The sequence below is a fragment of the uncultured Dechloromonas sp. genome, assembly GCF_945957265.1.
Classification (GTDB): domain Bacteria; phylum Pseudomonadota; class Gammaproteobacteria; order Burkholderiales; family Rhodocyclaceae; genus Azonexus.
Genome location: NZ_CAMFKO010000013.1, coordinates 49,363 through 62,080 on the forward strand (window position 1 = coordinate 49,363; position 12,718 = coordinate 62,080).

Genomic DNA, 12,718 nt, shown 5'->3' on the forward strand with positions numbered 1-12,718 from the left:
GTGTCAGCCGTTCTTTTCTGTGAGCCAAGATGCCAGGTCGGCGGCAATCCGTTCTGCCGCGTGGCCGTCCCAATATTCCGGAGTCCGGCCGCTTTTCCCTTTGCCAGCAAGAATTTCCTGCGCGTGGCATCGAATTGAACTGACATCGCGACCAACCATCGTGTTTGTGCCTTGCTCGATAGTGATGGGGCGTTCCGTATTTTCTCGCATGGTCAGGCAAGGAATACCCAATGCCGTCGTTTCCTCCTGGAGACCACCTGAATCGGTAAGCACGATTTTGGACTTCGCCATCAAGCCCAGCATTTCCAGATAACCTTGAGGTGGAAGTACGATCATTCTGTTGCGATCGATAAGTGCTTCCAGGCCGAAGCGTTCGATGTTCGCCTTTGTGCGAGGGTGGAGAGCGAAGATCAAGGGCAGTTCGACCGAAATATCGCGCAAGACCGTTAGCAGCGATTGCAAGATATCGGGGTCGTCGACGTTGGCGGGGCGGTGCATCGTCACCACGCCGTAATCTTGGATGCTCTGGATGATGCTTTCAGGGACTCCGTTCTCCTTCAGCGTATCGCGCGTGGCGCGAGCAACGTCCAGGTTGCTGAGCAGGGAGTCAATCATGACGTTGCCTACAAAACGAATGCGTTCGTTGGAAATGCCTTCTCGCGACAGATTGTCGGCGGCACTTCTTTCCGTCGTGTAAAGAAGGTCGGCAATCTGGTCGGTGAGAACCCGATTGATTTCTTCCGGCATGGTTCTGTCGTAACTTCGCAATCCGGCCTCGACGTGTACAACCGGAACCCCCTTCTTGGCCGCAACCAGGGCGCAGGCGAGCGTTGAGTTGACATCACCGACAACCAGCACGCAGGAGGGGGAATGCTGATCGATGACCGGCTCAAAACGGCGCATCACTTCTGCTGTTTGAACGGCATGGGTGCCAGAGCCGACTTCCAGGTTGATGTCTGGCCGCGGCAGGCGAAGATCCTCAAACAACTTGTCGCTCATGTCCCGGTCATAATGCTGGCCGGTATGGACCAATAGCGTGGGAATGACTGGATCGTTTGCAAGGAATGCACGCAAAATCGGCGCCATCTTCATGAAGTTTGGGCGTGCGCCGACAACGCATATGACCGGGCCGAGCGTTTTGGGCCAGCATTTAGACATCGGTATTTTCCTTGCTGAGTGATTGTTGCGGCGAAGCGGGGTTTTGCTTGAAAATTTGTTGCAGCAAGGCAAGCGTGGTGCTGTTAATGCGTTCCAGTTGCGCCAAACTGCTTTCAAGCCGTGCCAGGCGCGCGGAAACATGTTCTGCATTAAGGGTGGCAATCAGCTCATGTGGGTTGTTTTGATAGCTGATCGATGCGGCCAGCGGATTCAGGCCGGTACTCCCGTCTGGGCTCTCCAGGAGTTGCTGGGCGCTGATCTGCGTCGTGCCGCCAATGGTCTCTTCGAATATTTCCTTGGCAACTTCGTCGACATCGTGAGCATCGAACGATTTCTGATTGTTGAGGAAGCCAAAGAGCAACAAACGATCGCAAACCGAATTAATGCGCCGCGGGATGCCACTGCTGGCCTTGAATATCGATTCGAAGGCGGCAGCGGAGAGTTCGGGTAAGCCCGCTCGCGCCCCTGCCATCTTTAAGCGATGTTCGATATATCCCTGCGTTTCCGTCATATCCAACGGGCCGATATGGCAGGCCGCAATGACCCTCTGGCGAAACTGCATCATGTGAGGGCTTTGCAGAATTTGCCTGAATTCGGGCTGGCCGATCAGGAAACTCTGCAACAACGCCTGATTTCCGTATTGGAAATTGGATAGCATGCGCAACTCTTCGACAGCACGGGCCGTCAGATTCTGTGCTTCGTCCACCACCAGCAGGCAACGCTTGCCCTTGGTCGCCATGCTGATCAGGAAGGCTTCAAGAGACATCAGTACATCGGACTTGGCTACATCTTTCGTGCGCAAGCCAAACGCAGCCCCAACGAGACGCAAGGTGTCGTCGGCATCGAGTTGAGTGCTCACCAACTGAGCAGCAATGACCTTTTCCGCATCAAGACCTTCCAGAAGGCCGCGAACGATGGTCGTCTTTCCCGCGCCTACTTCACCCGTAATGACAATAAACCCTTCATTCTGGTGCATGCCATATTCGAGATAGGCTTGCGCTCGGCGATGCTGCTTGCTGCTGAAATAGAACGTTGGGTCCGGGTTTAGCTGGAAGGGTTTGCTCTTTAGTTCAAAAAAAGACTCGTACATACCGTTAGTAAATGAACGAAATTGTGCCGATCAGGGCGTTTTCGGTATAAGGATTGGTTGGTGTGTCGAATTTCGTATGGCGTACCGATATCGAACCGGATGTTCGCGGCCCGAGCTTCGACATCAAGCTTCCCTGATACATGGTGGTCGTGACTTTCTGAATCGTGGTGCCGGCACCGATGCTTTCCTGACGGGATGCCATCAATGTGGCATTTGATTCACCGGTGAGTTGATGAGAAAAGTTTACGATTACTCCCCGTTGCTTGATGCTGTTGGTATTGTTGATGGAGAAGTCATCGCTAACGGTGTCGTTGGCAAGAATGGTTTGGTTCTCGTTCCGGTTAAACATAACCGTGAGCGTGTTTCTGGCCCCTTGCATGGCCAATGTAAGCTGTTGCCGGCGCTGAATCGTGGCTCGCGAGGTCAGGAAACTGCTCGTAGCTTGTGTGTTGCCCGGAATGCCAAATGCCGAAAGAAATGCATTCGCAAGCTTGGTGGCTTCTATGTCCAATTGGACGGGGTTGGGGTATTGGCTGGCGAGCAGTTGGCTGAATAACTGCTTCCATTGATCAAACACGGTTCCACGTCCGACCGTCGCGAACTGATTCGGCAATACGGACACGTCTTTGGAGTCGGAAAAACTGATCGTACTTAAAGGGAAACGATGGCTGAAAGTGTAGCGGTGTCCGTCTCCGAAGAAGCGCCGTTCCTTGAATCCGGAAATCTGGGTGCGTTCTGTGGGGTTCCAGTCAAAGCCATAGCCATGGGTCGTGTGATTCTCTTTTTCTGCGGAAGCGAAGTTATTGGCCTCCTGACCACCACTAAGCGTTAGCCTGAGTTGGGGAATTACCGTATAGGTGGCGGATGCAGATAGTCGTTCCGAGTCTGTTTGACGTCCTCGACTGTAGTCCGCAGTCTGCTGGGAAGCATCCAGTGACCAGCGGAGGCTCTGAAACGGCGTGCTTCCTCGTAACTGCCCGGTCCACTCGGAGATATCAATATCCGAGGTATTGGATACGCTCGTCTGCGTTGTCGAGTAGTTGTAACGAACGATATATTCGGCGAGGCCAGCCAATTGGCCGCGTATATACGGAGACAGTCTGTAGCTCGAGGTTTCGGTCGCGTTGCTGTTCAGATTGGCTGAGCTGGGAGACTGGGTCCCAAAGGCAGAAATGGACTGCTGGGCAATAATGCCGCTGAAGTCGAGGTACAGCCAGTTGGATACCGCTTCAAGTGTGCCGAATGTATTCAGTTGGTTCTGGGTTCGGCTGTATCCGGAAGGCGTCGTATAGAACTGTCCGCGCAAGGTGTAATCGAAGTACCCCTTCAAGCGGGCTGTTCGTGCATCTATCTGCACACCCGGGGCGACTTCGGTAATGAAACCGCTATCCTTCGTACCGTTTATGCGGGCGAGCGAAACATTGTCGCTCCAGGTCTCCGATAGCGAAAGTCGTGGTTTGATCGAGAAGGCACGTCCGTCGCCACCGCCCAAATTGCCTTGGGAAAGAAAACCCGGTTGCATTGCCGATGAGGGGAGCGACGCTTCAGGGGAGGGGCTTTGTGCATGGAGTTGTGCCGAACATATCGACGTTGTTACCAGCAGCCACCGGCAATATTGCGAGGTGGATGTGCGATCAAGCTTCATGTTTCTGCCCATATCCATAGCCATATCCGTAGCCATAGCCGTCTGCTTTATCAGCGCGAACCTGATTCAGTACCATCATCTTTACCGGGCAGGCATCGATTGTTGTAATGGCTTGTTTCACTGCAGCTTGCGCAGTGTTTTCAGCGTTCACGACGATCACGACCTGTCCCATATGTGTTGCGAGCACACGGGCCTCGGTGGTCAACAAGAGCGGCGGCGAGTCAAAGATGATGATTCGATCGCTGTAACGACTGGACATGTCCTCAAGCAGGCGAATCATGGTGTCGCTGGCTAGCAATTCCGTGGCACGAGGGTGCGGGGTTCCGCTGGGAAGAATGGATAGCTTTTCGATGTTGGTGCGTAGCAGGGCACCGGAAATATCCAGCGAGTTTTCCTTCAGGACGTCGAGAAGGCCTGCGCTTTGGGGGAGACCAAGCATGTTGAGCACCGATGGCCTCGCTACGTCCGCGTCGACAAGCATGACGGTATTGTCGAGTTCCATTGCGATGCTGATCGCCAAATTGATCGCGGTAAAACTTTTGCCTTCGCCGGGCAGAGCGCTGGTAACCATGATGAGGTTGCCGTTTGGTACGGCAGAACCACTGCGCCCCATGGCATTTGCAATCAGGGGGCGCTTGATTACGCGGAATTCGTCGGCCAATTGATTGCGTGCGGCATGGGGTACTAGCAAGCCCGATGCCGCAATGGTCTCGAGATTCAGAACGATTGATTTGCTGGCGCGTGTTTCGACCTCGGCGGGCTTCTCCTCGGGTTGGCGGACAACGGCTTTTTCCCGTGTTTCGGATGCATCGGCGGGGAGAGGAGGCTTGAATATCGATTTATCTGTCTGGCCCAGCTTGGGTTCGAGTTTTGCTTCGTCCGACGGCAATTCGACGCCCGCTTGGCGTAGCTGTTCAAGGCGCTTGGCGGCTTGTTCTATTAGACTCATTTTTCAACCTCAGTTAGCGCGTTGGGCAAGGAAGACAAGTGATCCAATTCCCGCCAAATACGCCAAGAAGAGCCCGGACAGAGCCATCAGGAAACGACGAAGGCTGGCACGTTCCTTCAGTTTTCTTGCATCATTTGGAATAAGGGAGACGGAGCCGATAATCGGAAGGTCGACGGCATCCCGCAAGGTCTTGCTGTCAAAAAAGACAGGACGAACCTGACTTGCTGCAAAAGCCACAAACAGTCCGCCGGCAACAGCCAGGAGCAAACCGAGAGGAAGGAGCATCAGACGGTTTGGCGCAACAGGTTTGTTCGATGAGCGCGGTGGATCTATCAAGCGAAAGTCGGCCATCGACCCCGCAGTATCGAGATCCACGGTCAACTCGGCAGAGTCACGCCTGGCAACCAGTTGTTCATAGTTGCGCTTGTCGAGCTCATAGTCACGATTCAGTTGAGTCAGTTCGGCTTCCAACTGCGGTTGATTTTTCATCAATCCAGTTGTGCGCTTGTATCGTTCTTCGTACTCGCTGACACGGGCTCGCAGCGAGGCCGCGCTTGCTTCTGCTTCGGCAAGGGAAACCTTGAGCTGCTGGTAAACGGGATTGTTGCTGACCGACGCACCGGGATTGGCTGCCGCATACTTTTTCCGAGCTTGTATTTCCTGGCGTTTCTGTTCCTCCAGGTCTTTGATCAAGCGACGAGTACCCACGACATCGGGGTGTTGTTCCGTGTAGCGTTGAAGGAGGGTGTCGAGGCTGCGTTTTTGCGTGTCGATCCGCCCGTCAATCTCGGGAAGCGAGATGGTCGAATCGCCCACCGAAGAGTCCGGGAGCAATACCGGTTCTTCCCCGGCAATCTGACGGCGCAGCGCATCTCTTGATTGCTCCGCTTCCCTCAGTTGAAGGCGGGCGGCACTGAGTTGAGTGGAGAGTTCACCGAGACGATCAACGCCGCTTCTGCCCTCGGCTGTGGCGAGTTCAATATTGCGTAGCTTGAACTCTTTCAATCGATTTTCAGCGCTCTCCAGCTTTTTTTCATAATTCCGGATTTGTTCCTCAAGAAACTTGCGGGCGGAGTCCGTGTCTTGACGCTTATCCCCCAGGCTGGATTCAATAAAAATCGAAACGAGTGCCTGTACCACGCGCTGAGCCTTGGCAGGGTCGGGGTCGCGAAAGGAAATCGTGTAAAGATTGTCGCGGCCGATACCTTGTATTTTCAAGGTGGTCGTCAATTCCTCGATCAACGCTTCTTGTTGAGTCTTGTTTTTGATATTTAAATCCAAATCCGCCATCCGGATCAGTTTTTCGATGTTCGGGCGACTGATCAGCGTGCGGCTCAGCATCATGATTTGTTGTTCGATGTTTGGCTGAACGGCGAGGCCAGACATCAGAGGCCGCAATATTGATTGCGTATCTACATAGATTCGGGCCGAGGCTTCAAATTGGTTGGGGATGCGCAAAATCACCCCTGCGGCAATGATCCCAATGATCCATGCTGTCAGCATGCCGAGGCGCCTGTGCTTCCAGGTTGCGCGAAGGACCGTTAATGCCTGTCGAAGAATTTCTTCCATCTAAAGCTCAAAATTAAAGCCCCTGTACGAAACAGGGGCGGATTGAACGACCTGAGGGATCTTAGAACCAGCTCTGGGGAATGATGACCACGTCTCCAGGCTTCATTTCCACGTTCGCGGATACATCGCCGTTTTTAACAAGATCTTTCAGGCGAACGCGATATTGCGCGTTGTTTTCCGATGTGCGCAAAATGGTGGCTCGATTTCCATCTGCGAAATCAGTAATGCCACCCACGGCAATCATCACATCAAGAATGGTCATCTTTTGCTTGTAGGCCAAAATTTGCGGTTTCGCAGCTTGGCCTACAACGCGAATCTGCTCGCTGTACGGTCCGACGAAGCCCGTGACAATGACCGTCACAACAGGGTCGCGTATGAACTTCGCCAGTTCTTTTTCGATGTCACGGGCAAGTGCGGTCGAGTCCTTTCCCATTGCAGGAAGGTCGTCAATGAGTGGCGACGAAATTTTTCCGTCCGGACGAACTGGAACGGTCATGGAAAGTTCCGGATTGCGCCACACGACAATATTGAGGGAGTCTCCCGGGCCGATCTTGTAGCTATAGTCCGAAGTGGCGGCATTCATCGGGGCATTCGGGTGCGAAGAGCATGCTCCCAAAGCGAACGCCAAAGCAACTACGAGCCACTTTGTCAGAGACGTTTGTTGTGTGAGGAAACGGATCATGATCATTCCTTGGTTGTGTCGCGAACAGGTATGAAGGTTAAGCGCTGGACATAATCATAGCGGATTATGGGTGAGGATGCCTTCTGAAGCGGAATTGCGGGTGGAAGTATTTCACACCTGGTTGCTCAAATACCGGAGCGCAGCGCCTCTCCGATGTCCAGTCGAGATGCTCTTAGCGCCGGGATGATCGCCGCAAGGACACAGGCAAAGAAGCCAATGGTGCCTGCCGTGGCGATGGATGACGGTTCGAGTTGTATTTGCGCGATATAGCCAATGTTGGAATTGGGGGGAGGCGGCATTGGGATGCCGATCGACGAAATCGCCAGCGCGGCCGCCATGCCGGCAAGCATTCCGACGAGCGATCCCAATAGGCCCAAGCACAAGTTTTCGATCAGGATGAGGCGAAAAACGGTTCCCTTTGTATCGCCTATCGCGAGCATGGTTCCAAATTCACGTGTACGTTCAAAAACGGTCATGTTTACGCTGTTTGCTACGCTCAGCAACACCATGACGAGAATGATGAGTCGCAAAACTCCAAATTGACGATCGTAAAGTTCGACAGTTTTTTCGTAAAAGTCAGAAAGCTCATTCCAGGCAGTTACGGAATAGCCTTTCTTTGCGTATTCCTTCCGTAGTGCGTCGGCGATTTGCGCGGTAGCTTCCGTATTCGTCAGGCTAATGACCAGGATGTGCGCATCCGTTGTGTCCATGAGTGTCTGTGCGCTACTCAGGGGTATTCTGACTGCCCTGGCGTCGAACTCTTTCGAGAAGCTTTGGAAAATTCCCACGACTTCAAAATCGAGGGTGTTCACCGCACCCTGGGGTAAGGTGGCCAACAGGGTGACGTGATCCCCCAATCCGAGACCTAACGCCTTGGCGACGCCATGGCCGACGACTATTTGGTCTCCGTCCGAGTCTCTGAGTGCTCGGCCTTCGACAAAGCTCAAGTGAGTACCAAGCTTGTTTTCGCTATCCGGCTCAACGCCTTCGCCGATGATCCCAAGGTCGCGCCGGCCATTATTTAGTGTGCCGCTAAAGGTCAAGCGGGAAGATGCGCCCTCAATCTGCGGTGTCAGTTGCTGAATTGCAGATTTGAGCTCCCTGGGATTCTTTATCAGGTATCGTTCTGGAGCGCGGTTCTTCCCTTCGGCATAGCCTTCTTGCGTGATTTGAATATGGCCGGTTTGCGAGTGGATAATGGCTTCGCCAAGTTGCTTGAAAATATCTTGAATGAACCCGCCCGCGAGGATCAGGCTGGCGACCCCAAAGCTGATGGCAGCCAGCGTAGCGGCTGATCGGGCACGATGGCGAAATACGTTTCGAACTGCAAACAGGAGTTGTGGAAGGAGGGTTCTCACTGATTGGTCCTCAGTGCGTCCACAATATTCATTCGGCTTGCTTTCCATGCTGGCATCAGGCTTGCTAGCAGTGTGGTGAAGAAGGCCAGTAGCAGACTGTCAACGACCAGCCCAGCATTGATTATTATCTGCCCTGTATATCCGCGGATCATGCCTGGGGGAGGTGGCATTGGAATGCCAACGGCGGAAATGAGCAAGGAGAGGGCATAGCCGGATCCCAGTCCGAGCAGTCCGCCAACGATGCCGATCATGCATCCCTCAAGAATAAACAAGCGGAGGATTTCCGAGCGGCGAACCCCTATGGCCAGACTGGTGCCGATTTCGGTTGTTCGCTCAAGAACGCTCATTGTCTGCGTGTTGGAGATGGTCAGTACGATAATCAGGCCAATGATGAACTTGACGACACTGACTTGCTTTGAAAACAGGGTGACGGTCTTGTTGTAGAACTCCGCCAGGTCCTGCCAGGTGACCAATTCAAAATCGCTTGCCGGTAGCTTTTCCTTGAGCGATCTGGCGACACCTGCTGTAGCGTTGGTATTGTTCAGCAGCGCTACCCAACTTGTTGAACCTTCGACGCGCATCAATTTCCGGGCGACGAAAATGGGGACCCTGAGGGTGTTGTCGTCATACTCTTTCGAGATCGTGGCGAATGTCCCGGCGATCTTGAGCTCCACCGCATTGGGACTGCCGTTTGCTGAGGTGGTGAGAAGTACGACGGTGTCGCCGGGTTTTGCGCCAACGCTCTTGGCCAAACCTTCTCCCAGCAGTGCCGAAAGATCGTTTGCGCTTCCCAGGTCATCGCCCTCAATGATGCTAAGCCGGGTGCTGATCGGGCGCTCGCCTGCCGGGTCGATACCTTCCCCAATGAATGGAACAGTCGTTTCTCCACGGCTGACTAAGCCGCTAAACGAAAGGCGAGGGGTAAGTACGCTGACACCGGGTTCTTTTCCGGTAGTCGCTTGCTCGACAGATCGTGCAGGAAGTAAATAGTTGTACGGATCGGCCACGCCTTTGCTGAAGTAGCCGGGACGTACAATTTGGAGGTGACCCAGTTGGGAGTGGATCGTGGCTTCGCGCATGTCCTGGAATATCCAGGCGATGAATCCTCCCGCCAGTAGAAAGGCAACAACCCCGCCTGCAACGCTGATGGTGGCAACCAGTGTCCTGCGTTTGTTGCGCTGCAGGTTAAGTATGGCAATCCTGATATCGGCCCAAAACTTCGTCATTGGCGCGTTTACTTGGTTCAGGTAATGTGTGTGCCATCATAAATCGCATTTCGGCAGAGCGGAGAAAATTGTGGCGAATTTCGACTATGGCAGCGCGTTCTCTCGCAATATCGGTTGGGTGACTGAGTCCGAGCAGCTTCGGCTAAAGAATGCTCGTGTGGCTATAGGAGGGCTGGGGGGGGTTGGTGGAGTCCACTTGTTGACCTTGGCGCGACTTGGTATTGGAAAGTTTTCAATTGCGGATTTTGATAAATTCGATATTGTGAATTTCAACCGCCAGGTTGGTGCAACAGTCAGTTCGCTTGGTAAGCCCAAGCTTGATGTTTTGCGGGATATGGTCAGGGATATAAATCCAGAAGTGGATTTGAGGCTTTTCCCGGATGGTGTGAACGATGACAATCTGGAAGATTTTCTAACCGACGTCGATGTTTATGTTGATGGATTGGATTTTTTCGCATTTGATGCGCGTAGAAAAACATTTGCGGCATGTGAAAGAAAAGGTATACCAGTGGTTACCGCCGCGCCACTTGGGCTTGGAGTCGCGTTACTGGTGTTTGGGCCTGGTGGCATGCCATTCGAGGAGTATTTTGGTTTTGAAGGCGGAGATGAAATGGAAATGGCTATCCGTTTCCTGGTTGGTCTTTCGCCTGCGATGCTGCAACGGGGCTATGTGGCCGATATGAGCAGGGTCAATCTTGCCGAGCGTAAAGGGCCGTCTTGTATTGCCGCATGTCAGCTCTGTGCCGGAGTTGCGGCCATTGAAACCCTGAAGCTTGTATTGGGACGCAAGGGCGTGAGGTTGGCGCCTTTGGGAACTCAATTTGATGCGTACCGGATGCAATATGCGCTGACTTGGCGTCCCTGGGGGCATCGAAATCCAATGCAGCGCCTGATGCGTTATCTTGTGCGTCGCCAGCTTGGGCTTTAGCGTTGGCTCAAGTATTGCCGTCGGTCAATAACACTTGATCAACGGGGCGTCTCAGTGATGGAGGTGGGGATTTTGTCGGTTTTCCCACCCGCAACGCCATGTGTATGCGTTCCCCCTCCTTTAAATTAATTAGCGCTCTGGCTTTGTCGATCGCCTGTTTGACGGGGGAGGTCCAATCTTTGGGAATTTTTCCGGTTTGAAGCCTGCTCTCCTGGTCGGTGACGACATAATAGGGATGTACAGCCCAGCCTAATTGATTGAGCAGAATCCATGTTCTTTCCATCAACATGCCGGCGGAAAAAGCGCCATGGGGAGAGTCTTCTCCGGTGATCAAAACAATCAAGGGAGCGCTTCGGAGGAGGCTTGCCTCGGTTTTTGCCATGAATTTGAACGCCCCCAGTTTGTTTAGTGCGGCCATCCGTTTCCAGGGCCGTATCCATTGCATGAATAGATTTCCCCCCGGTGGGAGATTGATGGTGTTGATTGCAAGGCCATCTCCTTGTTTGATTTCGTTTTCCGAGAAGCGCAGGCTACCCATCAGCCATTCGTGCAGGTCGCGGTTGCAAAATCGTGCTTTGCAGCAAATTTCGGTGATGTCCGAAAATATTTGACGATCTTTTGGGGTGAGTAGTAACTGCGTTTGTGCCAAGGGCTCTCGTTGTTGAGATATCTTCTCAAGAAGTTCTGCGTCGGGTGGCGTCTTGGTGTAACGGAAACGATTGGTGTTGCGCGAAAAAAGCGCAAAGTCGGCTTTGGAGACTACGCTGTCCTGAAGTGGAAGCGCTAGAGTAAAGTACGGGGCACCCAACTCCAGATCGACTATCTTGATTGCCTGCAGGGGGTTGGAAAATATTTGGCTAAGGTTTTCCGCCATTGCACCGATGCCAAGCAGCGTGGCATGGCCACTGGGCCCGAATGGATCTTCTCCACCGGATGGGCGGTGGTGGACGGAAAGCATTTGATCGCGCAAGCGAATATGCCAAGGCTGGGAATTATCAGCGCTAGGCGCCATGCGGGCAGCTTCGATGGCTAATTCCAGTAGGCTTGGGTTGAGCTTGGGCATTTCGGTTGTGCGAAACAATATTGGTGAGGCTTATTTTAGACAAAAAAAGACCCCGCCGTGGCGGGGTCTCTGGATAGCGACTTGCAGTCTTACTTGCTGCGGCGGCGGGCGGCGCCCAGGCCCAGAAGTCCGAGACCTGCGAGGGCCAGGGAGCCCGGTTCGGGCAGTACGGTGCCGCGAATGTCGGCAGAGCCGGCAACACACCATTGACCCACGGTCGGGTTGGTTCTGCAACCGGCGGTGTTGTCATTTTTGTTCAGCACCAGATTGTTGCCGGAGGTGGTGATCAGGGCATCGGCTTTTCCACCAACGAAATCGTCGATGTCGTTGCCGTTCAGCGCGGCGGCGACGGCGGCAAGGCCAAAGGCGCCGGACAGGTCGACATTAAGCAAGCCGGAGCCGAAGAAAGAAATCGTTTGGCCGGTCAGCGTGCCCTGGGAGAACAGTTCATATGCCGGGTTAACCGCGCTGCTGCCGGTGTGGCCGGTAAAGCGAACCCACTGGGAGTAGCCATTGATCATGGCCCAGTTGGTGGCCGACGATTGGGTCAGCAAGTTGACATTGGCGCCCTTGAAAACATTCACCACGCCATTGACGAAGCCGGACGACGCTGCAGAAAAGTCCTTGGTGGTGTAGTCAAAGGTGAAGTAAAGCTTGTCGCCATTGCTGGTGTAGGCATTGGAGCCATTGACGGTATTGATCACACCGTAACCAAGCAGATGCTGGCCGTCGCCATTGACGTAGGTTTCAGCGATGGTAGTGGTTTCGAGGTGAGACCCGGGGGCTCCGAAGTCGACACCGCCTACCACGAAGGCTGCTTGAGCTGCACCGGATGCGGCAATACCGGCTGCGGCAAGCATCGAAGCGATAATTTTGCGGTTCATTTTATTACTCCTGAATTAATGAGCCGTTGGCCGGCACGCTCGTTAATAAGCAGGTTGCATGCCATGTGTTTTTTGTTCTTATAAAACAATTGGTTGGTTGTGTTTGCTATTTTTCTTTGTAGGGCTGTGTAAAGAAACCCGACAGCCGTTCGATGGTTTGTTGTTT

General features: G+C 53.5%; 11 protein-coding genes. 1 reads left to right on the plus strand and 10 read right to left on the minus strand.

The window, feature by feature from the left end; all coding sequences use genetic code 11:
- Nucleotides 1–3: 3 nt before the first annotated feature.
- The 8 genes from wecB to Q0P59_RS08945 form a co-directional block, all read right to left on the minus strand.
- The gene (gene wecB, locus Q0P59_RS08910; RefSeq protein WP_295005733.1) at nt 4–1,158 is read right to left on the minus strand and encodes a UDP-N-acetylglucosamine 2-epimerase (non-hydrolyzing); all 1,155 of its coding nucleotides are present in this window, start codon (nt 1,156–1,158) and stop codon (nt 4–6) included.
- Nucleotides 1,151–2,248 (minus strand): XrtA/PEP-CTERM system-associated ATPase, encoded by a 1,098-nt coding sequence (locus tag Q0P59_RS08915; protein ID WP_295005735.1) that lies wholly within the window; start codon nt 2,246–2,248, stop codon nt 1,151–1,153. The genes wecB and Q0P59_RS08915 overlap by 8 nt, the downstream gene beginning before the upstream one ends.
- Before the next feature lie 4 nt (nt 2,249–2,252).
- Nucleotides 2,253–3,929, minus strand: coding sequence for a TIGR03016 family PEP-CTERM system-associated outer membrane protein (locus Q0P59_RS08920; protein ID WP_295005737.1), 1,677 nt, complete (start codon nt 3,927–3,929; stop codon nt 2,253–2,255).
- Complete coding sequence (locus Q0P59_RS08925) at nt 3,883–4,842, minus strand: XrtA-associated tyrosine autokinase (protein WP_295005739.1); 960 nt, start codon at nt 4,840–4,842, stop codon at nt 3,883–3,885. The genes Q0P59_RS08920 and Q0P59_RS08925 overlap by 47 nt, the downstream gene beginning before the upstream one ends.
- Before the next feature lie 9 nt (nt 4,843–4,851).
- Nucleotides 4,852–6,411 carry an XrtA system polysaccharide chain length determinant gene (locus tag Q0P59_RS08930; protein WP_295005741.1) on the minus strand — a complete coding sequence of 520 codons (1,560 nt, stop codon included), beginning with the start codon at nt 6,409–6,411 and terminating at the stop codon, nt 4,852–4,854.
- Between the two features lie 61 nt (nt 6,412–6,472).
- Nucleotides 6,473–7,093 carry an XrtA/PEP-CTERM system exopolysaccharide export protein gene (locus tag Q0P59_RS08935; RefSeq protein ID WP_295005743.1) on the minus strand — a complete coding sequence of 207 codons (621 nt, stop codon included), beginning with the start codon at nt 7,091–7,093 and terminating at the stop codon, nt 6,473–6,475.
- 125 nt (nt 7,094–7,218) lie between these two features.
- A complete protein-coding gene (locus Q0P59_RS08940; RefSeq protein WP_295005745.1) occupies nt 7,219–8,499 on the minus strand; it encodes an ABC transporter permease in 1,281 nt (426 codons plus the stop codon).
- Entirely contained in the window at nt 8,448–9,677 is a 1,230-nt protein-coding gene (locus tag Q0P59_RS08945) for an FtsX-like permease family protein (protein WP_295005747.1), read from the minus strand. The genes Q0P59_RS08940 and Q0P59_RS08945 overlap by 52 nt, the downstream gene beginning before the upstream one ends.
- Before the next feature lie 67 nt (nt 9,678–9,744).
- On the opposite strand from Q0P59_RS08945, the gene Q0P59_RS08950 reads away from it, so the two are divergent.
- Nucleotides 9,745–10,605: a ThiF family adenylyltransferase gene (locus Q0P59_RS08950; protein WP_295005833.1), complete on the plus strand. Its 861-nt coding sequence runs from the start codon at nt 9,745–9,747 to the stop codon at nt 10,603–10,605.
- Between the two features lie 7 nt (nt 10,606–10,612).
- Here Q0P59_RS08950 and Q0P59_RS08955 read toward each other — a convergent pair whose 3' ends face one another.
- The gene (locus tag Q0P59_RS08955; protein WP_295005749.1) at nt 10,613–11,668 is read right to left on the minus strand and encodes a hypothetical protein; all 1,056 of its coding nucleotides are present in this window, start codon (nt 11,666–11,668) and stop codon (nt 10,613–10,615) included.
- A gap of 89 nt (nt 11,669–11,757) precedes the next feature.
- Nucleotides 11,758–12,552, minus strand: a complete 795-nt coding sequence (locus tag Q0P59_RS08960) for a PEP-CTERM sorting domain-containing protein (protein ID WP_295005751.1) — start codon at nt 12,550–12,552, stop codon at nt 11,758–11,760.
- Nucleotides 12,553–12,718 lie beyond the last annotated feature (166 nt).